This is a genomic window from Azoarcus sp. L1K30, from assembly GCF_018122735.1.
Taxonomy (GTDB): domain Bacteria; phylum Pseudomonadota; class Gammaproteobacteria; order Burkholderiales; family Rhodocyclaceae; genus Parazoarcus.
Genome location: NZ_JAGRRD010000001.1, coordinates 3,293,855 through 3,319,436, shown reverse-complemented (window position 1 = coordinate 3,319,436; position 25,582 = coordinate 3,293,855). Strand labels below are relative to the sequence as shown.

At 64.3% G+C, this 25,582-nt stretch carries 20 protein-coding genes and 1 pseudogene; 16 read left to right on the top strand and 5 right to left on the bottom strand.

Annotated features, from left to right (window positions below):
* Nucleotides 1-6: 6 nt before the first annotated feature.
* Nucleotides 7-1,704 carry an ATP-binding protein gene (locus J5J83_RS15280; protein WP_212350577.1) on the bottom strand — a complete coding sequence of 566 codons (1,698 nt, stop codon included), beginning with the start codon at nucleotides 1,702-1,704 and terminating at the stop codon, nucleotides 7-9.
* A gap of 252 nt (nucleotides 1,705-1,956) precedes the next feature.
* Between J5J83_RS15280 and J5J83_RS15275 the strand changes: the two genes are divergently transcribed.
* From J5J83_RS15275 to J5J83_RS15255, 5 genes are all read left to right on the top strand, one after another.
* On the top strand, nucleotides 1,957-2,649 hold the full coding sequence (locus tag J5J83_RS15275; protein ID WP_212350575.1) for a Crp/Fnr family transcriptional regulator: 693 nt from the start codon (nucleotides 1,957-1,959) through the stop codon (nucleotides 2,647-2,649).
* A 362-nt stretch (nucleotides 2,650-3,011) separates the two neighbouring features.
* Nucleotides 3,012-3,491 (top strand): phasin family protein, encoded by a 480-nt coding sequence (locus J5J83_RS15270; protein WP_212350573.1) that lies wholly within the window; start codon nucleotides 3,012-3,014, stop codon nucleotides 3,489-3,491.
* A 327-nt stretch (nucleotides 3,492-3,818) separates the two neighbouring features.
* Complete coding sequence (locus J5J83_RS15265; RefSeq protein WP_212350571.1) at nucleotides 3,819-5,147, top strand: cation:proton antiporter; 1,329 nt, start codon at nucleotides 3,819-3,821, stop codon at nucleotides 5,145-5,147.
* Between the two features lie 123 nt (nucleotides 5,148-5,270).
* Nucleotides 5,271-5,576 (top strand): N(2)-fixation sustaining protein CowN, encoded by a 306-nt coding sequence (gene cowN, locus J5J83_RS15260; RefSeq protein WP_212350569.1) that lies wholly within the window; start codon nucleotides 5,271-5,273, stop codon nucleotides 5,574-5,576.
* Between the two features lie 155 nt (nucleotides 5,577-5,731).
* On the top strand, nucleotides 5,732-6,889 hold the full coding sequence (locus tag J5J83_RS15255; RefSeq protein WP_212350567.1) for an alpha/beta hydrolase: 1,158 nt from the start codon (nucleotides 5,732-5,734) through the stop codon (nucleotides 6,887-6,889).
* Here J5J83_RS15255 and J5J83_RS15250 read toward each other — a convergent pair.
* Nucleotides 6,886-7,998: an FUSC family protein gene (locus J5J83_RS15250; RefSeq protein WP_212350565.1), complete on the bottom strand. Its 1,113-nt coding sequence runs from the start codon at nucleotides 7,996-7,998 to the stop codon at nucleotides 6,886-6,888. The genes J5J83_RS15255 and J5J83_RS15250 overlap by 4 nt on opposite strands.
* 18 nt (nucleotides 7,999-8,016) lie before the next feature.
* On the opposite strand from J5J83_RS15250, the gene J5J83_RS15245 reads away from it, so the two are divergent.
* From J5J83_RS15245 to J5J83_RS15200, 10 genes are all read left to right on the top strand, one after another.
* Nucleotides 8,017-8,211, top strand: coding sequence for a hypothetical protein (locus tag J5J83_RS15245; RefSeq protein ID WP_212350563.1), 195 nt, complete (start codon nucleotides 8,017-8,019; stop codon nucleotides 8,209-8,211).
* A gap of 343 nt (nucleotides 8,212-8,554) precedes the next feature.
* Nucleotides 8,555-10,975, top strand: a complete 2,421-nt coding sequence (locus J5J83_RS15240) for an MMPL family transporter (protein WP_249115741.1) — start codon at nucleotides 8,555-8,557, stop codon at nucleotides 10,973-10,975.
* A gap of 45 nt (nucleotides 10,976-11,020) precedes the next feature.
* Nucleotides 11,021-12,391: a DUF1329 domain-containing protein gene (locus J5J83_RS15235; protein WP_212350561.1), complete on the top strand. Its 1,371-nt coding sequence runs from the start codon at nucleotides 11,021-11,023 to the stop codon at nucleotides 12,389-12,391.
* Nucleotides 12,392-12,408: 17 nt separating this feature from the next.
* On the top strand, nucleotides 12,409-13,380 hold the full coding sequence (locus tag J5J83_RS15230; RefSeq protein WP_212350559.1) for a YCF48-related protein: 972 nt from the start codon (nucleotides 12,409-12,411) through the stop codon (nucleotides 13,378-13,380).
* Nucleotides 13,381-13,431: 51 nt separating this feature from the next.
* Nucleotides 13,432-15,201, top strand: coding sequence for a DUF1302 family protein (locus J5J83_RS15225; RefSeq protein ID WP_212350557.1), 1,770 nt, complete (start codon nucleotides 13,432-13,434; stop codon nucleotides 15,199-15,201).
* Between the two features lie 73 nt (nucleotides 15,202-15,274).
* The gene (locus J5J83_RS15220) at nucleotides 15,275-16,654 is read left to right on the top strand and encodes a DUF1329 domain-containing protein (RefSeq protein ID WP_212350555.1); all 1,380 of its coding nucleotides are present in this window, start codon (nucleotides 15,275-15,277) and stop codon (nucleotides 16,652-16,654) included.
* Nucleotides 16,655-16,693: 39 nt separating this feature from the next.
* Nucleotides 16,694-17,875 (top strand): acetyl-CoA C-acyltransferase, encoded by a 1,182-nt coding sequence (locus tag J5J83_RS15215; RefSeq protein ID WP_212350553.1) that lies wholly within the window; start codon nucleotides 16,694-16,696, stop codon nucleotides 17,873-17,875.
* Between the two features lie 12 nt (nucleotides 17,876-17,887).
* On the top strand, nucleotides 17,888-19,036 hold the full coding sequence (locus tag J5J83_RS15210; protein ID WP_212350551.1) for an acyl-CoA dehydrogenase family protein: 1,149 nt from the start codon (nucleotides 17,888-17,890) through the stop codon (nucleotides 19,034-19,036).
* 15 nt (nucleotides 19,037-19,051) lie between these two features.
* Complete coding sequence (locus J5J83_RS15205) at nucleotides 19,052-20,233, top strand: lipid-transfer protein (RefSeq protein WP_212350549.1); 1,182 nt, start codon at nucleotides 19,052-19,054, stop codon at nucleotides 20,231-20,233.
* Nucleotides 20,220-21,380 (top strand): CaiB/BaiF CoA-transferase family protein, encoded by a 1,161-nt coding sequence (locus tag J5J83_RS15200; RefSeq protein ID WP_212350547.1) that lies wholly within the window; start codon nucleotides 20,220-20,222, stop codon nucleotides 21,378-21,380. Before J5J83_RS15205 ends, J5J83_RS15200 begins: the two co-directional genes overlap by 14 nt.
* 452 nt (nucleotides 21,381-21,832) lie before the next feature.
* On the opposite strand, the pseudogene J5J83_RS15195 reads toward J5J83_RS15200, so the two are convergent.
* The 3 genes and pseudogenes from J5J83_RS15195 to J5J83_RS15185 all read right to left on the bottom strand — a co-directional run.
* Nucleotides 21,833-22,948 (bottom strand): annotated as a pseudogene (locus J5J83_RS15195) (IS91 family transposase); the annotation flags it as partial.
* A 12-nt stretch (nucleotides 22,949-22,960) separates the two neighbouring features.
* Complete coding sequence (locus J5J83_RS15190; RefSeq protein ID WP_212350543.1) at nucleotides 22,961-23,809, bottom strand: site-specific integrase; 849 nt, start codon at nucleotides 23,807-23,809, stop codon at nucleotides 22,961-22,963.
* A gap of 364 nt (nucleotides 23,810-24,173) precedes the next feature.
* Nucleotides 24,174-24,701: a hypothetical protein gene (locus J5J83_RS15185; protein WP_212350541.1), complete on the bottom strand. Its 528-nt coding sequence runs from the start codon at nucleotides 24,699-24,701 to the stop codon at nucleotides 24,174-24,176.
* A gap of 625 nt (nucleotides 24,702-25,326) precedes the next feature.
* Here J5J83_RS15185 and J5J83_RS15180 point away from each other — a divergent pair.
* On the top strand, nucleotides 25,327-25,554 hold the full coding sequence (locus J5J83_RS15180) for a CoA transferase (protein WP_212350540.1): 228 nt from the start codon (nucleotides 25,327-25,329) through the stop codon (nucleotides 25,552-25,554).
* Nucleotides 25,555-25,582 lie beyond the last annotated feature (28 nt).

The window sequence follows — 25,582 nt, the reverse complement described above, 5'->3', positions numbered from 1 at the left end:
GCCAGGTCAGCCACCCGGGGTCAGGTTCATGCCGCGGAAGATTGCACAGCGCTCGAACACCGGCAGGTCGGGCTCGACGGCCTTGTGCGTGCAGTACTTCGCCACCAGCTTGGCCAGGCCCTTGATGTCACGGCCGGTGACTTGGGGAAATCGCCTTGCCAGTGTTGCGGGCATGCCTTCTCCCATGTTCAGACCGAACTGCGCAGCCATTACGCCCCAGATCCGTTGACGCTCGGCCTCTGAAGGCGCCGCATACCGGATCATCGCGATGCAGCGTGAGACGATGGCCTCGTCGATGTCGTCCATGCGGTTGGTGGTGAGGAACAGCAGGCCATTGAAGTACTCCAGCACGCGCAGGAACACGCCCACGACGGCGTTGGTGGCCAACTGGTCGTCGCGGCGGCGGATGTAGACATCGGCCTCGTCGATCAGCATGACTGCGCCCCAGCGCTGGGCGCGGATCAGGGCTTCGCGCAAGGTCTTTTCCATTGCCGCGACGTCGAGCCCGAGCTGACCGGAATGCACCCGGTACAAGGGACGCTGGATGATCTCCGCATACACCTCGGCCGTCAGCGTCTTGCCCACACCGGCAGGCCCGGTGCACAGCACCGTGGTGCCGCCGGACTTGCCCTCGACGATGTCGTCCATCAGCATGTCCATTTCCGCGGTCAGGATGTCGATCAGGTCCACCTGCTCGGGCGGCAGCACCAGCTTGTCCTTCAACTCGGGCCGGTAGCGATAGGGGCTCAGCTGATCGACATGGACCCAGACGTGGTGGTGCAGTTCAAGGTGGTAGAGCAGCACGTAGCCGTGGATCGGCACCTGGGTGAAGAGCCGGGTGGGCATGGTTTCGGCGAGATCGGCGAGTCGGCGTTCGGTCTCGCGCGAGAACACCGCATTGCGGTCGGCACGCTTGAGCAACTGGGTGAGCAGGTTGCCGCTGATTTCCAGCGTGAGCTCGCGGTTGAGCAGGATGGCCTCGTCGTTGACCAGGCGCGCGGCCTGGCCGCTGGTCGACAGTACCACCGAGTTCTTGCGCGACCAGTCGGTATTGCGATGGGTTGCAGTCGGGTCCTCGGCCAGCAGGCCCAGGCCGGTGCCGGAAAACTGCGCCGAATATTCTCCACGCCAGGCGTGATAACGGGCCAGGCCTTCATCGTAGGCGGCGATCAGCGCCGGGGTCTCACGCAGGTAGCCCTTTGCCGCAAGAATCTGCGCGATATTGCGCCCCGCCAGCTCGCGTTCGCCGATGAAGAGGTTGCTGTGCACGACCTTGCCGCAACTGTTGGCTTTCAGGTCGAGCACGATGCGGGCGCGCTCCTCGGTGCCCGCGGGTGTGTAGTCGATGCGCGATACCACGTGTGGCTTGACGATTCCCGAGCCATCGACATGAAACAGCCAGCCGCGCTCGCCTTGTGCAAGCCAGGCGACCAGTGCCGGGACCATGGCTTCGATGTCGGTTTCGTGGAACGCGGGCGCCTGGGTGTCGAACAGCGCATTCATGGCGTCAAGCATCGCCACCCTGGCGCCGCTGGCGGGTTGTTCGCGGTAGAGCCCGATGAGGACGGTCAGGCGTTCCGCATCGAGCGCGTCGATCGGCACTTCCATGCGGCTCGAGATCTTCAGCTGTTCACGATAGCCGTGCCAGGCCGGGAAGCGCGCGCACATCGCATCGGCCACCGCGCGTTCAATCTGCAGTTTCACTGGTCCATCTCCGGTAACTGGGTCCGACTACCCTTGAGGAACATGTCTGCAATTGGCGTACCAGTTTCAAATTATTGAAATTAAAGTAAAACGGCGCTGGATCTGCTGTCTCGTTTGCGACAAGGCGGGGAGACTGCACCTAGCGGGCGACGCGCGACGATCGATACGGCGAAGTTGGAAACGGGGGGATGAAGTGTGGCTGCCAAGGCATAATCGGCCTTTCACGAACCATGAACATTGTGACGGGAAGTCATGCAAGACCATTCTCGCCCCGCGCCTGACGCATCGGCGGCGCCCGGTTTCCTGGCTTTTCTGAATGCCGAGTCGGGGCGTAATTTCATCGACGGTTTCCAGCGCATCCAGTATGGCAAGGGACAACTCATTGCCACGCCGGAGAGTGCCGTCGATCGCGTATTCATCGTGGTTGCGGGCAGGGTGCGTGCCTACGTCGCAAGCGATGAGCGCGAACTGACACTCTCCATTCTCGAACCGGGTGATATCTTCAGTACGCATACCCCGGCCTATCTATCCAGCATGGGGACGAGTGCCATCATTGCCATGGATACGCGGCGGTTTGCCGAACGCATGGCAGCGCAACCCGGGCTCACGCCCTTCCTGATGCGTGCGTTGGGCAAACTGCTCAACGATGTGATCCGTCGTATCGAGCGTCTGTCGCTGCAGGACGTCGGCGCACGTCTTGCCGGCTATCTGGTCGAGACCACCCGGCAGCGGGGTTGTTCCGACGGTGATGGTTGGCTGGTGCCGCTCAGCCTTTCGCTGGGCGACGTCGCGCTGTTGCTTGGCACGACGCGTCAGACCGTCTCTGCACACATGAGTGCGATGGTGAGGCGCGGCATTCTCGAACGCCGTGGTCGGCATTGCCTCCGCGTGCACCGCCTCGGTGCGCTCGAACAGTGGTCGTCCGATGAAGGGAGAAGGCCTTAGGTTTCAGCGCACTGAATAGGATGCGGTATCGCGTCGCAGCAATGACAAACGAATTTGTCGATATAGGTGATTCAGGGTTCGAACCGACGCAGAAATGACTGAAACGATCGCATGCAATAATGACTTTACAGGCATTATTAAACAATGACTTATTATGTCTTCTGCACGGGGAATCATTCGCTTGCAATACTGCGTGAGATTCACGCAAATATAATTTGACTCCTGCGATTCTGGCGCCACACTGACAGATACGTGCTGCGTCACAGCAAGCGGTTGGCGGCACGGCGATGCGAAGGCATCGGGTGGGGCGTCGCTTTCGTTCCTGCTATATCCACTCACGAGCACTGAAGAGGAAGAACACCATGACAAAGTTTGCAAATGCACAAACCGACGCACTGAAGAGCAATATCGAGGCCGCCGCGAAGTTGTCGGAAGTCACACTGACGAGTCTGGAGCGTCTGACGGCCCTCAATCTGGCGGCTGCTCGTTCCTTCGTTGAAGAGGGTGTTGCGCTGACGCAGTCGTATGCCAAAGTCAAGGATGCGGATGACCTGAAGACGCTGACCGCGCCATTGGGCGAGAAGGTAAGCGAGCAGATGATGAAATACGTGCGCGATGTCCAGGAAGTGTCAAAGGACATGCAAATGATGTTTGCCAAGATCATGAACGAGCAAATGTCCTCGTTGGGTGACAACGTTGCGGCGATGGCGCCGGTGCTCGACATGGTGAAGAAGGCCACTCAGCAGGTCAGCGACATGACCGCTGCCGGCGTCAAGGCAGCGACTGAAATGACGGAGAAGCTGAGCGACTCCATCGAGGTGAAGGCGAAGAAAACGGCATAAGATCAACGCTCATCCACAAGACAAGGCCCCGCAGGATGGGGCCTTGTCCGTTTACCGGCCGGAATAGGGGCAGCAGCTTGCCGGAGCGCCTGTGCACGCTGGAGTGGCGGGGCGTCACGCAAGAGTGCCTGCGGCTTTCTGGGGCATGGAGTGGAACGGTATGCGATTCCGACGCCATTGCGTACCGCAAGCGTAACCGATGGAAACGGTCGCGCGGCTGCGCATGGATTTGCGCAATACTCGCGCTGTCCCGCGTGTTGCCGGGCGCCACATGTACGGCACCTTTCACCACGCGGGGCGAGTGCTCTCATTGAAAAGTGCCAAACCATGTCTAATGCTTCCTGGATTCTGCTCGTCGGCTCGCTGCTGCTGGCGATGGGTCTGACCTCGGCCCTGCTCAAGCGCCTCCCGGTGACTTCCGCCATCGTCTATCTGGCAGTGGGCGTCACCGTTGGGCCGACCATACTCGGACTGTTTCATTTCAACCCGCTCAAGCAGTCCGCTTTGCTGGAGGTGCTGACCGAGGTTGCGGCACTTATCTCGCTGTTTGCCGCAGGGGTGAAGATGCCGGTGCCGTTCAGCCTGCCGCGCTGGCGTGTGCCGATTCTGCTCGCTACGCTGTCGATGGCGCTGACCGTCGGGATGGTGGCTGCATTCGCGTACTACGTTCTCGGCATGCAGATTGGCGCAGCCATCCTGCTTGGTGCCATCGTGGCGCCGACCGACCCGGTGCTGGCGACCGAGGTGCAGATTCGTCATCCGGGAGACCGGGATCGCCTGCGCTTTGCACTCACCTGCGAAGCCGGCATGAACGACGGCAGTGCATTTCCCTTTGTCGTTCTCGGTCTGGGTCTGCTCGGCCTGCATGATCTCGGCGACACGGGATTGCGCTGGGTGCTGATGGACGTGCTGTGGGCGACGGCCGCAGCGCTGGCGATCGGTGTAGCCGGCGGGACGGCCCTGGCGCGGGCGGGGCACGCGTTGCGCAAACGTTGGCCCGCGTATGGGCTGATGGACGATTTCCTCGGGCTCGGACTGATTGGCGTGGTGTATGGCGTTTGCGTCATGGCGAATGCCTGGGGTTTTCTGGCAGTTTTCTTTGCTGCCGTCGCCTTGCGCCAGACCGAATACCGGCTCGCGAACGAGACCGGCGTCGTCGCGGCTGTGCCCGAACCCGTCCGCGAAGCGGCCCAGCCTGGCCTTGGCGAGACGGAACACGAGGCGGAACACAATGCCCACGGCGCCGGGATCAGCGGTGGTGCGCTGGCGTTCAAGGAATATCTCGAGCGCCTCTCCGAAGTCGTGCTGATCCTGCTGGTCGGCGGTACCCTGTTCGTCAATTCCTGGAGCGTGCGCGCGGTCGGTCTTGCACTGTTCCTGTTTCTCGTCGCGCGTCCGCTCAGTGTCTTCATCGGCTTGATCGGAACCCGCACCCCGTGGCGGATCAGAGCGCTTTCAGGATGGTTCGGGGTGCGCGGTATCGGATCGCTGTATTACCTCATGTATGCCATTCAGCACGGTCTGCCGCAGTCCGTGGCACTGGAACTCATCCAATTGACGCTGGTCGTGGTGACGCTGTCGATCATTTTCCATGGCGTCAGCGTCAAGCCGATCATTGGCCGGTTCTGGCGCGTCGGAAAGGTCGCGCCCGTGTAAGCCGCCCACGATGGCCTGTTGTTGTCCGCCGACTCGTCGCAAGTTTCGTCGTCTACGCGACAGACAACCGTGGCGAAGGACCGCGATGATGTGCGCTTGTGCAACCTCCTCGACCGGACTGTCATGAGCACCGACCCGATTTCCTGCCGTATTCCTCAACCCGATCGCTATGTCAGCTTCAAGGGGATTGACTGCGACGGCAATGCCCATCGCGTGATGGAACTATTGCTACGCCTGCGTAGCGAAGATCCTGATGAGCAGGCCCTGCTCGATCTGTTGAAGGAACGCCGCGTGGCCACCAGCGGCGTGCGTTGTGACGACCTGCTGCTGCTCGCGAGCTTCGTCAACCCGGTGCGCGAACTGTTCGAGCGTCATCACGATCATGAAGCGCTTGAACTGCTGGAACAGCTTGAAGAGCAGTGCTTTTGACGGCAAGTCGTCGGCCTTGAACGTGCGCGGTGCTCGGCTATAGTGCAGAGACATGCCATTGAGGTGATGGCGGGGTCGGCGCGTGAGGCTGTGCGGGCGCGTCGCGAGCGGGTAGGGCGCAAAAGAACAGGACAGCAGTCCCGGGGAGTCCGATCATGTTCATCGTCACCAATCGCGAAGTCGACGAAACCAAGACGACCGTCAAGGACGCGTTCAAGCCGTATGCCAACGCCCGCGGACCCAACGAGCTGCGTCTTGCCGAGGCGGTGCGCGACGGGAGCCAGTGGCGGATTCGTATCCTGCCCGACGAGATTACCGACGAGATGGCGGCCGAGGTCGGGCTGACACACGAGATTGACCCGGATACCGGTGACAGGAAACCCCTGTATGCCAGTGCCTACGTGGCCCGCCGTATCGTCGAACGGGTCAACCCGAGGATGCTCGGCGGAAAGGAAAAGCCCAAAGGCAAGGCCAAGTCGAAGGGCCGCAACCTGGTGTTTTTCGTGCATGGCTTCAACAACAACGTCGAGGCTGTGCTCGATCGCGCCGAACAACTCGAGCAACTCTACGGGGTCGAAGTGCTGCCCTTCACCTGGCCCGCCAATGGTGGCGGCGTGAAAGGCGTGGTCAGCTACCTCAGTGACAAGCGCGATGCATTGGCGTCGACCGGTGCCTTCGATCGCTGTCTGGGCAAACTGGAGGACATTCTCAACCGGATCCACGAAGAGCATGTGCAGCGGGTCGAGGCGCTGGCCAACGCGCGCTACGCCAACAAGGACAAGCCCGGCCTCATCGACGCCGAGCAATGGGACAATTTCTTCACCAGAGAGTCGCAGAAATGGTGCCCTTTCAGCGTCAGCATGATGCTGCACAGCATGGGCAACTATCTGTTCAAGCAACTGCTCAAGTCGACGGTATATCGCGGCAATCGCCTGCTGTTCGACAACGTGGTCATGGTGGCGGCCGATGCCAACAACGAGAACCACGCCGAGTGGGTGGACCGCATCCAGTGCCGGGGCCGCATCTTCATCACCATCAACGAACGTGACAGCGCCCTGCTCGCTTCACGCATGAAGGTCGGCGAGCAGCAACTGGCGCGCCTGGGCCACTACCCGTACAAGCTCGATTCGCGCCAGGCGGTGTATGTCGATTTCACCAACCAGCCTCATGTGGGCAGCGAGCATGCGTACTTCGAGGGCGATCCGGTGAAGAATCCGCAGGTGAAGCAGTTCTTCGACGAGGCCTTGAATGGCGAATTTGCCGAATCCGGTCTGAAGTTCGATATCGGCCGCAACATGTACCGGCTGAGCTAGGGTTCGGCCCCTTCCCCCCGCATCAACCGTGAGGGGGTCAGGCGTCGCAACTGGGCACCCACCACTGCCCTGAAGCGCGGGCTGTGCAGACAGACGCCGCCGACAAGGCCCACTACGCAGCCCAGGATGGTATCGATGAAGCGCGAATGGATCAGTTCCGCAGGCGAGCCGTGCCCCAACGTGGCGGCCTCGGCCAGCAGGATGGTGAGCGGGGTGATGAAGATAACGGCAAAGCCGTAATGGCGTACCACAGCGGTCTCGATCACGAACGCCAGCGCCATCATCATCAGCGACACGCTCCAGTTGTCCAGCGGCAGCATCAGCACGCCCCACGCCAGCAACAGACCGATGCCGGTGCCGACGATGCGATGCACCTGTTTGGTCCACACGGCGCGCAGGGACATGCCCTGAATGACGGCAATGCAGCTTACCGGCACCCAGTAGGGGCGCTCCAGTTGCAGCACCTGCGCCAGTGCCAGCGAGATGCCGACGAAGGCACCGATCACGACCGAATCGAATATCACATAGTCGAACGTGGGCGGCGGCAGTGGCTTTACCGGCGTTGGCGGCTGCAGTCGCAGCGTGTACAGGCTGTAAAAGAATGCGATCAGGCACGCGAGCAGGCTGCCCATCACGAACAGCCCGACCTTGAGCGGAATCTCTGTGACAACGCCGGGCGAGTAGGCGCCGATGGCGGTGGCAAGCACGAAGAACAGGCTGCCCGGTGGCCCCAGGCCGTAGAAGCGGCCTACCATCGTGGCCAGCACGGCAATGAAGCTCAGCACCCACATCATCAGTGGCGGAAAGAAGTGGCTCATCACGCCCAGCGCATAACATGCAGTCATGCCGAAACCGCATGCCATCAACCACACCATGCGATGCGACAGCGGAGAGCCCGGCAGGTAGAGAAACACCATTCCGCCCAGCGACGAGATCAGGCCGAAGTCCATGCGCCCGAAGTACGCGCCGATCAGCAGCGGCAGGCCCGATGCGAGCGCCGCCGCAAAGGGCATTTGCCACAGGCGGTTGCTGGGAGTGATCGCGAGCAGTTGGCGAAACTCCTCGGCAATCCTCGATTTCAGGCCTTCCAGTCCAGATCGATGTTTCATTGCTCAGACACGCGCATCATGATGTCCATTGTTCTTGGTGCCCACCTTCATCATATGGTCTCGAGCCGGGCGCCGAATGCACCCGCTGCCTTGGTACTCCCGCGCAAGATCTCGCGCGACAACGCATGGACCTTCTACGTCGTATCCTGGATTTCCCGCTTCGGGTCTGCCTGCTGCCCGGCGCGCTTGCCGTCGGCCGCGGCCATTGCCTGACGTGCTCCGGCAGTGGCCGGGGCACGCTTGCACCGGGGCCGCCGGGCAAGCATAGCGTCATTGGTGAGGCCGTCCAAGCGTCGTGACGAGGGGCTGAGCCCGTTCAAGCGCAAGGCGACGCGTCGAACCGCAATGACGCCGATCACGACTCGTCTACCAAGCCGTCTATCCGACCGGCGCGGAAAAATACCTACCCGAATACCTCCTTCGGACTATGACCGTCCGCGCCCGGATTTCTATTGTCGACGCTAACGAAAAGCGGTGACCTGTCGGCTTGCGCGTGGTGTGCCACGCGGGGCGGCAAGGCAAGCCGTACCGGCAAACGGTGACTGGAGACAATTTCTTGGAAACGATCCGACACAAGGTGGCGCGGATGGCGGTGCGCAATGGCTGGCGCACCATCGGCGTCGCGTTGCTCATCTCCCTGGTATTCGGCTACGGGCTGTTCCGTGTCGAGGCAAGAACCATCTTTTCGGATCTCTTTCCGCGCACCCATCCCTTCGTCCAGGCCTACATCGACCACCCCAACTTCGGCAATCCGCTGACCGTGACCATCATGGTCAAGCGCACCGACGGGCAGGACATCTACAGCGCCGAAACCATGGCGAAGATCAACGCCATCTCCCGCGACATCGACCTGGTGCCGGGGGTGGATCACGACCAGATCGTGTCGATCGCCACCGCCAAGGCGCGCTACACCACGCTGACCGCCGACGGCATCTACTCCAACCCGATCATGGACGACACGCCGCCGACCACGCCCAAGGAACTGGCGGAGATCCGCCGCCGGGTGGGCGAGTCGCCCTTCGCGCGCACCTTCCTGGTGTCGGCCGACGGCACTGCCGCGCTTATCAACGCCACCTTCATCGAGCGGCTGGTGGATTACGGCACGGTCTTCGACCAGGTGCAGGCGCTGGTCAAGAAGCACAGCGATGCGCAGCACGAGATCCATGTGGCCGGCTGGCCGACGCTGACCGGCTGGGTCTATCACTTCGGCGGCGACACGGTGAAGATCTTCGCCGTCACCCTGGGGCTGATGTTCCTGTGCCTCTTGCTGGTAATGCGCAACACTGCAGGCGTGCTCACGCCGGTGATCGTGAGCACCATCTCGGCGATCTGGGGTTTCGGCTTCGTGGGCTGGATCGGCCATCCGGTCGAGCCGCTGCTGATGGTGGTGCCGCTGCTGCTGATCGCGCGCTCCTTCAGCCATTCGGTGCAGGCTGCCGAGCGCTATTACGAACTGCTGCGCGAATACGGCGACAAGCGCAAGGCGGCGGAACTGTCGCTGGCGGTGATGGTGGCGCCGGGCACGCTGGGCATCTTCACCGATGCCTGCGGCCTGTTGCTGGTGGGCCTGGCGCCGATTCCGGCCATGGAGCGCTTCGCCCTGTTTACTGGTTTCTGGGCGCTGATGCTGGTGCCCACCAGCGTGATCCTCACACCGGTGCTGCTGAGCCTGCTACCGGCGCCGAAGAACCTCGACAAGCTGGTCGGCTCCTCCAAGGACGCCGGCATCGTCCATCGCCTGCTCGAAGTCGTGCTCGGCAACCTGGGGCGCCTGAGCACCGGCCGCCTGGCCAAGCTGTCGGCGATTGGTTTCGCCGTGGTGGCGGTGCTCGCGCTGGGACTGATGACGAAGATCCAGGTGGGCAACCCGGTGGAGGGCAGCAACCTGCTGCGCGAGGACTCGGCCTTCAACACCGCGGTGCGCGACATCAACGCCCACTTCCCGGGGGTGATGTCGCTGGAGGTGATCTTCGAGGGCAAGGAAGGGCGCATCGTGCGCCAGGCCGACACCCTCATCGCCATGCGCGCCCTGCAGCGCTGCCTGGAACGCCAGCCCCATCCGCCCACCGCGACCCTGTCCTTCGCCGACTACGCGCCCGAGGCCAACCGTCTGTTCAACGGCGGCAACCCCAAGTGGATGCCGCTCGATCGCGACGACGCGGCGGTATCGGCGGCGGCCAATGCGCTGATGATGGGCACCAGCCCTAAGGCCTTCCTGCATGTGGCCGACTTCGAGCAGAAGAACGCCACCGTGTCGCTCTGGTATCCCAACAACAAGCAGGCGACCGTGGACGCGGCGCTGGCCGATGCGCGTCAGTGCATCGCCGCCGTGGGGCCGGAGCATGACACCTTCCGCATCCGCCTGGCCTCGGGCTCGATCGCGCTGCAGCAGTCGATCAACGACACCGTCGACACCTACCAGTGGTACATCCTCGCCGGGCTCAACCTGATCATCGGCATCGGCTGCTCCATCGCCTATCGCTCGGTGGCCGCGGCCCTGGTGCTGCTGGTGCCGGTGAACCTGGCCAACGCGCTGCTCACCGCCTACATGGTGCTCATGGGCATGGGGCTGGATGTGAACAGCCTGCCGATTCTGGCGATCGGCATCGGCGTGGGCATCGACTACGGCATCTACATGGTCAGCCGCATCTGCGAGGAGTATCGCGACGCCAAGCACATGGGCGATGCCATCACCGCCGCGCTGCTCACCTGCGGCAAGGCCATCCTCTTCACCGCCCTGCTCATGACCATCGGCATCCTGCCCTGGTATGTGCTGTCGGAGCTCAAGTTCCTTTCCGACATGGGCCTGCTGCTGATCGTGGTGATGACCATCAACATGATCCTGGCACTGCTGCTGGTGCCGCTGCTGCTCTATCTCTTCCGGCCGCGTTTCGTCTCGGCCGAACATCACGCGCTGTCCGAATCGCTGGACGACTCGTTGGTGCCGCGTCCCGCCACGGCGCCCTCGGGGCTGTGATGTCCCAACCACGCACATAACAACACCGATCCAGGAGGCCACACCATGCATATCCGGAAATACGACTTCGACTTCGCCCGACGCGCTTTCCTCGGCAAGGCCGGCGCCCTGGCCGGCGCCGGCATCCTCACGCCGCTGTGGCCGCTGATCGCCCGCGCCGGCGACATCACCAAGGCCTATCCGGAGGAGCTGCTGTCGATCGAGGCCTACACCAAGGGCAAGATCAAGACCGGGGATGTGATCACCGCCGACAACGTGGAGACGGTCAAGGACCTGCTCACGCCGATCGCCTACAAGGAAGTGAAGGAGATGGGGCGGCGCATCCGCATCGTGCCCACCACCACCGACATCACCCGCCTGTTCCCGGCCGATTATCTCGAGGCCACCCTGCGCAACAACGGCAAGGCCAAACTCGACGCGGATGGCAACGTGGTCACCGCGGACGGTCAGCCCTGGATCGGCGGCAACCCCTTCCCGAATGCGCAGACCGGCATCGAGGCCTTCGCCAACATCACCATGAGCTGGGGCCGCCACAACAATGCGCTGTACGCCATTCGCGACTGGGACATCGGCCCGGACGGGGAGATCGGCTACCAGTACGACTTCGCCTGGGTGGAGGAAAACACCATCGGCCGGGTCGGCGTTGAGAGCCCCTACCTGGCCGGCCACGAGGACAAGCTGCGCTACCAGACCGTGTTGTTCACCGGGCCCAACGACGTGAAGGGCACCGCCTACCTGAGCACCTGGTATGCCGACCAGCGCAAGTTCCCGGATCTGGTCGGCTACATCCCGGCCTTCAAGCGGGTGCGCAAGTTCCCCACCAACCAGCGTTTCGAGCCGCTGGTGGCGGGCATCACGGTGTACCTGTCCGACGCCTGGGCGGCGGGCGATCCGATGCTCACCTGGGGCAACTTCAAGCTCATCGAGCGCAGGCCCATGCTCGCGGCGGTGTCCGACAACTGGCACCCGGAGCATCCCAACTGGGAGCCGCCGGTGCATGGCGGCCCGGCGGGCAAGACCTTCTCCGAGACAGCCATGGAGCTGTGCCCCGAGGTGCTCATCGTCGAGGCCGAGCCGGTGGGCTATCCGCGCGCACCGGTGGGCAAGAAGCGGGTCTTCATCGACGCCCGCAACATGATCTACATCGGCTGCCACACCTACGATCGTCGCGGCGAACTGTTCAAGAGTTTCGAGCCGGCCTACAGCCTGTACGAGAAGGGCCCGCATCGCGACATGACCGGCAAGCACACTACCTGGACGTGGACCGGCGTGCACAGCCATGACGTGCAGACCAACCGCATGTCGCGCTTCAACCAGGTCAAGTCCATCGTCGGCGGCATCGCCTCTGGCCGCAACATCGACGGCCTGTACGAGAAGTACATGACGGCTCAGGCCATCCGGCGCCTCGGCGCCTGAGCGGGAAGGATACGGTCATGGATCTGAGCCGCCACGCCCGTCGTCTCGCCCTGGCGTTTCTGGCCGCGCTCTGCGGCCCGGCGCTCGGAGGCGAGGTGTCCACACCGGATACCGTGTTCAGCGGTGTGTCCCACGACACCCTGTATGCGCTCGGCGGCGAAGGCCGGGACCTGATCGCCGTCGGCGATTTCGGCATGGTGGTGCGCAGCGCCGACGGCGGCCACACCTGGCAGCGCCAGGAGAAATCGCCCACCGATATCGCCCTGCTCGCGGTCACCCGCAAGGCGGGCCGCTGCATTGCCGGCGGTCAGCAGGGCGTGATCGTGTATGCCGCCGACTGCGAGCACTGGCAGCGCGCCGAGGTGCCCACCGATGCGCGTCTGCTGGCGGTGGCTGTCAATGCCAGCGGCACCGGCTACGCGGTGGGCGGTTTCGGCACGGTGCTGCAGACCCGCGACTGGGGCAAGACGTGGGCGGCGCTCACGCTGGATTGGGAAGCGCTGACCGGCGACTGGGCCGAGCCGCATCTCTACGACGTTCACGTGGATGCGGCCGGTGAAGTGACGCTGGTGGGGGAGTTCGAGCTGGTCATCCGCTCGCATGACGGCGGGGCGAGCTGGCAGGCGCTGCACAAGGGGCGACGCTCGCTGTTCGGGCTGGCGCTCACCGACGACGGCCACCTGTATGCCGTCGGCCAGGAGGGCGTGATCCTGCGGTCGAGTGACGATGGCGCCCGCTGGACGGAACTGCCCAGCGGCACCAAGGCCATCCTGACCAGCGTGTGGGCACAACCGGGTGGCGGCGTGGTCGCGGCGGGCATCTACACCATTCTGTTTTCCGACAACGGCGGCGATAGCTGGCGAGCCGCGTCATCGGCACCGGCGCGCGCCGGCTGGCACCTCGCCGTGACCGGCACGCGGGACGCCGACGGTGCGGCCCATGTGGTGGTGGTCGGCTCGGGCGGCACGATTCTTTCGATTCAGCGCTAGACACTCGAAAACAAGAGAACGCATAGAGGAGGCACCAAGGTGAATACCAGAATGATGGCAACAAGCGCGATGGCTGCAGCATGCCTGTCGGGACCCGGGGTGGCGCTTGCCGCCGACTGGTCGGTGTCCGGCTTCGTCCGCCAGGAAGTGGCGGTGAAGACCTCGGGCGACAGCAACATCAACAATCAACAGGGCAACACCTACAACGGCGTCACCGTGCCCAACACCGGCCTGTTCGGCGGCAGTATCACGCGCCCGGCCTCGCACACCGAGGACAACACCTTCAACGTCTTCCAGACCCGGATCGAGTTGAACCTGGATGGCAGACTCTCCGACAACTGGTCTGCGCACTTCAAGCTGCGCGGCATTGCCGACGAGATCGGCCAGGTGGACGACGCGTTCGACAAGCGCAATACCTTCGAGCAGAAACTCTACGCGAGCACCAAGGGCACGCCCCTGGAAGCCAACGGCAGGCAGTGGATGCTCGATCTTCCGGTTGCCTATGCCGACTACAGCCAGGGGCCCTTGTGGTTGCGCTTCGGCAATCAGCAGATCGCCTGGGGCGAGGCGCTGTTCTTCCGTGTCTCGGATGTGCCCAATGGTCTCGACCTCCGCCGCCACTCGGTGCTCGGTGTTGCTGCGGAAGAGTATGCCGACTCGCGGGTGCCCGCCCTCGGCATTCGCGGCAGCTACCGGGTGACCGACGATTGGGAAGTCGAAGGATTTGCGCAGAAATTCCAGGCGTCGCTCCTGCCCGGCCAGAACTCGCCCTACAACCCGATTCCCGCCCAATTCACGATCCAGGAGCGCCAGGGGTTCGATGACGCTCGCAATAACTGGAATCTGGGTGCCCGCGTAAAGGGGACCTTGGGTGCCTTCGACATCCATGCATTTGCGGTGAACCGGAATAATCCCGACGGCGTCTATAAATGGACGCTGGCCAAGGGCGCCGGCACCCTGCCGGGTTCCGCCTTCCAGGGCGGCAGCAATAGCGGCGTATTCAGTGCCGCGGAATGGTTCGACTACGCTGCAGCCACCCGGCTCGACGGTCTCGGCGCACTGGAGACCGCGCTCAACGAGTTTCCGGACACGGTCGCACTGGGCGCCAATGCGGTGGCTGCCGGCTGTGGCGCGCCCTCCTCGGCGGTGGGCGCGATCCGGGTCGACCAGGCATCAGGCGGTTGCATTCTCGATACCTTCTTCACCACCGGCAGCTTGCGCGGCCATCTTGCGCGCGAGTATCCGCGCGAGACAGTGGTCGGTTTCGGCATCAACCACGTGTTCGAGGGCGAACCGGACACGCTCATGGATCAGTTGATCGGTCGCTTCGAGCTGTCCTACACGCCGGACAAGAAATTTACCAATCCCACCCTGTCGCGTCGCTATATCGAAGAGGACGAGACCCAGTTCGCCTTCATCTTCGAGAAGTACCACAAGTTCAGCAACGCGATTCCGGCGACTTACATGGTGGCGCAGTGGCTGCACAAATCGGCCAGCGACCTGTTCGGCCGCTCGCTGGTGGGCGTCGATAACGTGGCAGGCGAACGACCAAGAGGGCAGAGCGGGGGTTTCAATGCCGTGGCCTTTGCCTTGCAGCAACCCTCACCGACCCTGGCATGGCGCTTCGACCTGACGGTGCTCACCGACCTCAAGGGCGGCTGGCTGATTCAACCGGGCGTGAAGTGGAAGCCCAACAAGGACTTCCAGCTCGATGTCTACGCCAACGTGATCGAGAGCTACGGCGCCCAGGACAACCGCAACTTTGCGCAGGGCCTGGAGTACGCCAACGAGGTGTTCGCCCGCGCCACCGTCTCCTTCTGAGCGGCCCCACCGCTCTTTTCCGGCGTCGCGCGCGACGCGGCGCCGGCTTTATTCCTGAACCTGGATTCCCCCGATGAGTGTCACCGGATGCCACAGCCGGGCGCAGGCGCGCCGCACCTTCCTGGCCAACAGCGCCCGGGGGCTGTTGCGTGCCGGCGTGTTCGGCTCGGCCTGGTCGGCCCTGTGGCGCACAGGCTCCATCGCGGCGGCCTATCCGGACGAACTGGTCTCGATCGAGGAATACACCGGCGGCAAGCTCGCGCCGGGCCACACCATCATGGCGGACAACGTCGCGCTGGTGCAGGATCTGCTCGACCCGGTGCGCCATCACCAGATCGCTCATGAGGGCCGCCGATTGCGCCTGGCGCCGACCACGACCGACCTGTTCAAACTCAACCCGCCCGAGTACCTGGAGGCCAGCCTGCGTCATCGCGGCCAGGCCCGCTTCGATGCGGGCGGCAACGTGGTGACCCGCGACGGCCAGCCCTGGATCGGCGGCAATCCCTTCCCCGAGCCGACGACCGCGCTCGAGGTGTTCGCCGCCCACACCCTGAGCTGGGGCCGCCATGACGCCGCGCTCTATGTGAGCCGCGAGTACGACCTGGACGTGGACGGCACCGTGCTCTACCAGTACGCCAGCGGCTGGGCCGAGATGTCCACCGTGGCGCGTGCCAGCCTCGACCCCCACCCCTACCTGCCGGACATGACCGACACCCTGCGCCTGCAGTCGGTGTTCTTCGTCGAGCCCGGCGACATCCAGGGCACGGCCTACCTCAACATCTGGCCCTACGATCAGTCGCGCTTTCCCGAGCTGTACGGCTATCTGCCGGCCTTTAAACGGGTGCGGCGCTTTCCCACCAACCAGCGTTTCGAGCCGCTCAATCCGGGCTCGGAGTTGTATCTCTCCGACGCCTGGGCGGCGGGCGACCCCTTCCTGACCTGGGGCAACTACCGGGTGGTGGGGCGCGGCCCCTTCCTCGGCGCCGTGTCCGGCGGCTGGAATGCGCGTCATCCCGACTGGGAACACGCCACCCATGGCGGCCCGCAGCACAACCGCTTCTGGGACACCACGGTCGAGCTGGTGCCCGAGGTGATCGTGATCGACGCCGAGCCTACCGGCTATCCGCGCGCACCGGTCAGCCGCAAGCGGGTGTGGTTCGACGCCCGCACCCTGCTGCCGCTGGCCATGACCTCCTACGACCGCCGTGGTCAGCCCTTCCGCTTCTTCGACGGCGCCTATTCGGTGTACGAGGACGGCGAGGCGCGGGTGATGGATGGCCGCCATCCCTACTGGTCCTGGTCCACCGTGCATGCCTGCAATGTGCAGACCGGGCGCATGACCCGCATCGAGCAGGTGCGCGCATTGCCCGGGGGCGAGCACATGCGGGTGAACGACCCGTCCATCCTCGAACGCTACTTGACCACCGCCGCGATCCAGCGCCTGGGGCGCTGAGCGTGGCTTTCCTCCGAGACCTTCCCTAGCGAGAACCTAATGTCCGAATCCTCCATCGTCATTCTCGGCGCCCGGCGCACGCCGATCGGCGCCTTCCAGGGCGCCCTGGCCGGGCTCACCGCCCCGCAACTGGGCGCCACCGCCATCGCCGCCGCTATCGAGCAATCCGGCCTCGCTGGCACCGACATCGACGAGGCGGTGATGGGCTGCTGCCTGTTCGGCGGCCTGCGTCAGGCGCCCGCGCGCCAGGCGGTGCTCGGCGCCGGCTTGCCCGCCACGGTGCCGTGCTCCACCGTGAGCAAGATGTGCGGCTCGGGCATGAAGGCCGCCCTGCAGGTGCACGACGCCATCCTCGCCGGCCATGCTGCGTTCGGCGTGGCCGGCGGCATGGAATCCATGAGCAACGCGCCCTACCTGCTCACCAAGGCCCGCGCCGGCTACCGACTGGGCCATGGGCAAGTGCTCGACCACATGTTCCATGACGGTCTGGAGGACGCCTACGAAGGCCAGCTCATGGGCCATTACGCCGATCTGGCCGCCGAGGCCGCCGGCATCGGCCGCGACCGCCAGGACGCCTTTGCCGCCGAGTCGGTACGCCGGGCGCAGACGGCCATCGTCGAGGGCGCCTTCGCTGCCGAGATCGCGCCGGTGACGGTGCCCAGCCGCAAGGGCGAGATCACGATCGACACCGACGAAACCCCCGGCCGCTGCGAGCTGGCCAAGATCGCTACCGTGAAACCGGCCTTCCGCGCCGGCGGCACGGTCACCGCCGCCAACGCCTCGTCCATCTCCGACGGGGCCGCCGCGCTGGTGCTGGCGGGCGCGGACGCTGCCCGCCAGCGGGGCCTCACGCCCATCGCCCGCATCGTCGCCAGCGCCGGGGTCGCCGCCGCGCCCGGCGACTTTCCCAGCGCGCCCATCCCGGCCATCGAGCGGGTGCTCGCCAAGGCGGGCTGGTCGGCGGGCGAGGTGGACCTGTTCGAGATTAACGAGGCCTTCGCCGTGGTGACCCTGCTGGCCATGGACGCCCTGGCTCTGCCGGCACAGAAGGTGAACGTGCTCGGCGGCGCCTGCGCCATGGGTCATCCCATCGGCGCCACCGGTGCCCGCCTGCTGGTGACGCTCATCCACGCCCTGCGCCAGCGCGGCCTCAAACGCGGCATCGCCGCCCTGTGTATCGGCGGCGGCGAAGCCACCGCCATGGCCATCGAGATTCCCTGAGGGAGGAGCACCATGTTGTTGAATGAGGAGCAGGACATGCTGCGCGAGGTGCTGCGTCGTTATGCGACAACCGAACTGGCGCCCAACGCGGCGCGCTGGGAGCGTGAGCGCATTTTTCCGCGCGAAGTATTGACCGACCTTGGTGAGCTCGGCGTACTCGGTGTGACGGTGCCGGAGCAGTGGGGGGGCGCGGGGCTGGACTACCTGTCGCTGGTGGTTGCGATCGAGGAGGTTGCGGCCGGACATGGGGCAACCTCGAGCATCGTGTGCGTGCAGAACTCGCTTGCTTGCGGCATTCCGCTCGCCTTCGGCAGTGAGGCGCAAAAGGACAGCTACCTGCGCAAGCTTGCCAGCGGGGAGTGGCTCGGCTGCTTCTGCCTGACGGAACCGCATGTGGGTTCGGATGCCTCGGCAATCCGGACCTCGGCGGTGCGGGTGACGGACAGTGAGGGCGATCACTGGGTGATCAAGGGCACCAAGCAGTTCATCACCACCGGCAGTCATGCCGAAGTGGCCATTGTCGTCGCCGTGACCGATCCGGCCGGAGGCAAGAAGGGGCTGTCATGCTTTCTCGTGCCGACCGATACGCCGGGTTACGTGGTTGCGCGTACCGAACAGAAAATGGGGCAGCATGCCTCGGACACGGTGCAGATTCTGTTCGATGATTGCCGGGTGCCCGTCGATGCCATCGTTGGTGCCGAGGGTGACGGCTATCGCATCGCGCTGTCCAACCTCGAGGCCGGACGCATCGGCATTGCGGCCCAGGCGGTAGGCATGGCCCGCGCCGCACATGAGGCCGCGATTCGCTACGCCCGCGAGCGCGAGACATTCGGCGTGCCCATCGTCGAGCATCAGGCGGTGCTGTTCCGGCTCGCCGACATGGCCACCCAGCTCGAGGCTGCGCGCCAGCTGGTGTGGCATGCGGCCAGTCTCAAGGACGCCGGTAAACCCTGCCTCAAGGAAGCCTCGATGGCGAAGTTGTTCGCTTCCGAGATGGCCGAGCAGGTGGCGTCGGCAGCGATACAGATCCATGGCGGCTATGGTTACACCACCGACTTCCCCGTCGAGCGCATCTACCGCGATGTACGGGTCACCCAAATCTACGAAGGTACGAGCGATATCCAGCGCATGGTGATCGGTCGAGCCGTTGTCGAAGACTGAAACAGGAGCAATGTCATGGCATCCAAGGTAATCGTCGCCGGCGTGGGCATGGTGCCCTTCTCCAAACCCGGCGCCAGTGACAGCTACGACCATCTCGGCGCGGCGGCCATCCGACTCGCGCTCGCGGACGCCGGGCTCGACTACGGCCAGGTGCAGCAGGCCTACGCCGGCTATGTGTATGGCGACTCCACCGCCGGCCAGCTGGCTATCTACAAGGTGGGCATGAGCGGTATCCCGGTGGTCAATGTGAACAACAACTGCTCCACTGGCTCGACCGCGCTGTACCTGGCGCGCCAGGCCATCGAGCATGGCATCGCCGAGTGCGCGCTGGCGGTCGGTTTCGAGCAGATGGCGCCGGGGGCCATCGTGGAGAAATACACCGACCGGCCCTCGCCCTTCACCCGCTTCGAGGCCTTGTGCGGCGAGCTGGTGGACGAGGAGCTGCCGCTGGCGCTGCGCTACTTCGGCGGCGCCGGGCGCGAGCACATGCAGCGCTACGGTACCCGCATGGACACCTTCGCCGCCATCCGCGCCAAGGCCAGCCGCCATGCCGCCAACAACCCGCTGGCCCTGTTCCGCAAGGTGGTGAGCACCGAAGAGGTGATGAACGACGTGCCCGTGTGGCCCGGCGTGATGACCCGCATGATGGCCTGCCCGCCGACCTGCGGCGGCGCGGCGGCGATCCTGGTGTCGGCGGACTTCGCCCGCCGACACGGCATCGACACCCGGGTGGCGATCGCCGCCCAGGCCATGACCACCGACCGCCCCGGCACCTTCGAGGATCGCAGCATGATCGAACTGGTCGGTGCCGGCATGACCCGTGAGGCCGCGCAAGCCGTCTACAACCAGGCCGGCATCGGCCCCGACGACATCGACGTGTGCGAGCTGCACGACTGCTTCGCCCACAACGAGCTCATCACCTACGAAGGCCTCGGCCTGTGCCCGGTGGGCGAGGGCGAGCGCTTCGTGATGGACGGCGACAACACCTACGGCGGCGCGGTGGTCACCAATCCCTCCGGCGGTCTGCTGTCCAAGGGGCATCCGCTCGGCGCCACCGGGCTGGCCCAATGTTACGAGCTAACCCGGCAGTTGCGCGGCACCGCCGGCCCGACCCAGGTTGAGGGCGCCCGACTCGGCCTGCAGCACAACCTCGGCCTCGGCGGCGCCTGCGTGGTGACCCTGTATGAACGCCAGTAAGCCGACGCGGCAGGGGCCACTGGCCGGCCTGCGGGTGGTGGAGTTCGCCGGCATCGGCCCGGCGCCCTTCTGCGGCATGATGCTCGCCGACATGGGCGCCGAGGTGATCCTGGTGGAACGGCCCCGCACCATCGACCCGTCCGCCAAACCCACGCTGCTCGACCTGGGCCGCTTCACCGTCACCCATCGCGGCAAGCGCTCCCTCGCGCTCGACCTCAAGGACCCGGCCGCCATCGACACGGTCCTGGCGCTCATCGACACCGCGGACGCACTCACCGAGGGCTTCCGCCCCGGCGTGATGGAACGGCTCGGCCTGGGGCCGGACGTGTGCCTCGCGCGCAACCCGAAACTGGTCTACGGCCGCATGACCGGCTGGGGCCAGACCGGACCGCTGGCGCAATCGGCCGGCCATGACATCAACTACGTGGCCCTGAGCGGCCTGCTCGACCTGGGCCGCAAGGGCGCGGACGGCGAACCCTGGGTACCGCCGACCATCGTCGGCGACATGGCCGGCGGCGCCATGTTCCTGGCCTTCGGCGTCGTGAGTGCGCTGCTCGAAGCGCAGCGCTCCGGCACCGGCCAGGTGGTGGACGCCGCCATCACCGACGGCGCCGCCGTACTCGGCGCGCTCATCCATGGCGCCAATGCGGCCGGACTGTTGCAGCGGAACAACGTGCTCGGCGGCGAGGCGCATTTCTACAACGTGTATCGCTGCGCCGACGGCTTTTGGCTGTCGCTCGGTCCCATCGAGCCGCCGTTCTACCGCGCCCTGGGCGAGCTGCTGAGCCTGGACGATGCCGACTGGCAGGCGCAATACGACCCGGCCCGCTGGCCGAGCCTGCATGCCCGGCTCGAAGCGATCTTCGCCACCCGCACGCGGGAGGACTGGTGTGCCCTGTTCGAGGGCAGCGACGCCTGCGTCGCGCCGGTGCTCTCGCTCGATGAGGCGCCGGACCATCCGCACAACCGGGCGCGCAAGGCTTTCATCGAAGTGGACGGCATCTCCCAGCCGGCCCCGGCCCCGCGCTTCAGTCGCACGCCGGGCGCGGTGGGCGGTGCGGTGCCGGCGCCGGGCGCGGACACTGCCGCGATCCTTCGCGAACTGGGGTGTCGGGAGCCAAAAAAGGTGACGCCGAGGGTTCGCTAAATGGTGCTGATAAGAATTGCAGATTTCCACCGAGCTTTGGTAGCAGCCAGGCATCCGTAGCCATTTAACGAATAGGGTTTATCCCACGCGGCACGCAAGCGTATTCGGCGTCGATGAGCATGTCGCGAGGGATAAACCTTGTTGGACTGAACCGCCGGCACGGCGGTGACACTGGGGATTCTACGCCCGGCTCATGCGTAGTGGGTAGCGTGAATCACCATGGTTGTAGTCTGACGGCGTCGATCGGCGACTGTGCCATGCATGCGTGGCAGACACCAGGCGAATTGCACGCGGAGAGGCGCTGCTTTTGGGGCGTTTCAGCACGCTCTCCGGAGAGGGCGCGCAAGGGGTCTTGGGCGGCCGACATCGGTCGCCGTTGGTCGTGGTTGCATTGAAGTAGATCCGCGTCATGATGGCCCGGCGCGACAGCGGGGCGTCGGCGCCAACGTGGCAATGGTGCGCCAGTGCCCGTGCTCACAGTGCGCACAGCGGCACGGGTCGTGACCACCGACGCGGGCGAAGAAGGCTTCGGCCGCTTCAATTGCGGTCGGTTGCGGCTCGGGCATCTCCAGGGCCGCACGCGCGGCCGCGAGGTGCGACCGCTTGTGGTTGGCGGCAAGCAGTCCGTAGTGGCGGATGCGCTTGAAACCGGGGGGCAGCACGTGATGCAGGAAACGGCTGATGAACTCGGCTGTGGGCAGCGTGACCGTGCGCTTGCCCCCGCTGCGGTTATCCCGTGCCCGGATTCGCACCTGTTCGTGATCGCAGCCGAGGATGCGCTCGTTTGAGATTGCCACCCGATGCGTGTAGCGCGCCAGATAGTCGAGCACCTGGGCCGGCCCGCCCGGCGGTGGTTTGGCATAGACCACCCAGTCATGCGCAAGCAACGCGCGGCGGCGGGCCTGCCATGCAGGGGGCTCGGTTTGTGGATCAGCCGGAATCCGGGCGCTGCGCCGCGCCTGGTCGAGCGCATCAAGAAACTTGGCGCGAAACACCCGCGAAGCGACCTGCACCGGAAACAGGAAGCCTTTGCCACGGCCTGGCGCGTGCCACTGCCCCTCGTCATCGAGTCCGCCGCAGGCAACGAGCGCGTGCACATGCAGGTGCGTGTGCAGTTCCTGCGTCCAGGTGTGCAGCACCAGGCTGAAGGCTGGCGTGGCCCCGAGCCAGCGGGGATTGCTCGCCAGTTCGAGCAGAGTCGCTGATACACAGCGGAACAAGGCATCGAAGAGCCAGCGTGGGTGGCGGGCGGCGAGTGGGTTCAGGGCATGGGGCAAGGTGAACACCCAGTGGGCGTAGGGCACCGGGAGAAGTTCGCGCAGGCGCGCAGCGCGCCACGCTTCCTTGGCCCGGGTCTGGCACTGTGGGCAATGCCGGTTGCCACAGGAGCGATAGACGTGACGCTCGGCCCCGCACGCATCGCAGCGTTCGCGCACCCCGCCGAGCGCAGCGGTGCGGCAATCGACAATGGCCCGCCAGGCGCGCGCCTGGGCTGCCGACAGCGTGTGGGTTTGTCGGTAGGCGCGACCGTGCTCGCGCAGAATCCCCGCCAGCGTGGGCCGCACCATGGCGGCTGCGCCTCACAGCCGGCCGAGCAGATCGAGCGGACTCTCCAGGGCCACCGCCCCGGGGCGCGCCAAGTGCAGGTAGCGCTGAGTGGTCGACAGGTGGCCGTGCCCGAGCAGTTTGGCGAGCGTCGCCAGATCGACACCGGCCTCGAGCAGGTGGGTGGCGAAGGCATGGCGCAGCCCGTGAATGCCGCCGCGCTTCTGTATGCCTGCCCGTTCGCGGGCGCGATGGTAGGCGCGCTGCGCGCTGCTGATGTCAAACGATCGGGTGGCATCCGAGACACGGGGAAACAGCCACTGCCGGGGCTTGCAGATCCGCCAGTAGAGGCGCAGCGCCTCGAGCAGGCTGGGGGTGAGCAACGTGTAGCGATCCTTACCTCCCTTGCCTGCCACCACCCGGATGCACATACGGTCGGGCGCGCTGTCGATGTCACCCACACGCAGCGCACAGACTTCGGAGACCCGCAGCCCGGCTGCGTAGGTGGTCATCAGCAAGGTGCGCGAGCGCAGATTACCAGCGGCCTCAAACAACCGCGCCAGTTCCTCGCGCGACAGGATCTCGGGTTGGCGCTGCGGCGTGTGAGCATAGGGAATCGAGATCGCCTCGGCCTCGCGCCCAAGCACCGTGCCGAAGAAGAACTTGATTGCGCAGACCGCCTGATTGACCGTCGCGTAGGCGAGGTGGCGCTCAGTGATCCGGTGCAGCAGCCACGCCTTGACCTGCGCCGCATCGAGTCGGTCCGGACTGCAGTGGTAGTAGCTCGCCAACTGCGCTACCACCGCAACGTAGCTCTCCTGCGTGCGCCCGGCCAAGCCGCGCAGCACCATCGCGTCGATCATCTGCTGACGTAACGGGGTCATGACACTTCTCCTTGAAGTCGGGGACATCCCCGGTTTCAAGGTAGGTCGTGCGCCAGCATTTCATGGGAAATGCGATGCTCGGCGAGTAAGCGGCCACCGCGTAGCGGTTTAGTTCAACTCAATTTTGGACAGCGATTTTTTCGTTGTCTTCAACAGCCTCTTGAGCCAGCCTCTGGTAAGAACGGACGCTCCCCCAACAAGCTCGGTGATTAGCTTCCTCATGTTTGTATTGCACTGGATGCTTGCTTCAACCATTTCCTCCACAACGTCAACGGTCGTTTCGTTGAAGATCGGCTTGTGACTCTTGATAGTCTGATCTTCCCCGATAATCGAAGTAATTAACACGTAAAGTTGGTCTTGTTCGTCAGCGCTTAACATCAACGTTTCCCCTTATAAAGCTCGTGAATTCCGCTTCGCTGTAGCCATCTGAGTGGATGGTAAGAATGTGATCATGGAAAGATCTGCTGACGACAAAAGCCAAGCAAGACTCCGATCTGCATAACAGATAGGAAATTGAGCGACTGTCTTCCAATATTCTTAGATTCTCTATCCCGTATGTGTGGTCAATTTCCATTCTCGATGACGAGAAATTCTTGCTGCTAGGCAGGTTGGCCGGAATTTCCAGTACACCAAGCAGATATTTTGGATATTCATGGATATCGAAATCGCCGGGCAGTTCCTCGGTTGCGTTGGATATTGTCTTGCCAGATATTGACCGTCCTGCTGCGGTCTTCAAGGAAAGCTCTTCCGATTGAAAGATGGTGCCTCCGATCATTTCGCTTTCGGGGATGTTGGCTCTAAACGTGGGGCTAAAGAATAATGCGGTTGTGCCGCGCGACGCGCATGATGTCAATAGCATCAATGCAAGTGCGGGTATCAGTAGCTTTCTCATGTGTCTTTCCCGTGTGTTCTGGGTGAGTGCAGGAATTTCAATTAAGTGATGATTCCCTGCCGATGGTCGAGTATCAATCAATGACGTTGAAATAAATAGTCACGTCATATTGCCTTGAGCTCCCGGTCGATGCAAGACCCGAGATGCATAGGCCGGAGCCGAGGCCACAGATGGTTGCGCTCAGAGGTATTGTGGGCAGGCGAAGTCGAAGGACGCTGCTTCGTCAGCGGCAGACCAAAACCCGCGCGCCGACGTCGGGGTCAGGGCGGACTTACTTCCCTCGCCGGAGGAGCGTACCCACGTGGTCTCATCGTCAGCCAGCGACGGGATGTTGAATGCAACAACGCTAGACCCGAATCCGATCTGCGCTCTAGTCGCCGTCGGCCCCATTGCCGCTCGTTCCATAGCCCGGATGCAGCGAAGCGGAATCCGGGATGGCTGACTGCTCAACCGATGATTCCCGGAGGCGGCCCTTCGGGCCTTGTCCGGGCTACGCTTACTGGGCGAGGTGCTGGGGCTGGACGATGCCGACTGGCAGGCCCAGTACGACCCGGCCCGCTGGCTAGCCCTGCACGCCCGGCTCGAAGCGATCTTCGCTACCCGCACGCGTTAGGACTGGTGCGCGTTGTTCGAGCGCGGTGATCCCTGCGTGGCGCCGGTGCTGTCGCTGGACGAGGCGTCAGACCATCCGCACAACCGGGCGCGCAAGGCCTTCATCGAGGTCGACGGCATCTACCAGCCCGCGCCAGCACCACGCTTCAGCCGCACGCCGGGCGCGGTGGGCGGGGAGGTACCAAGCCCGGGCGCAGATACCGCTGCAATTCTTCGCGAACTGGGGTTTCTGGTGCCATAAATGATGCGATCTGTGCCAGATAAGTGAG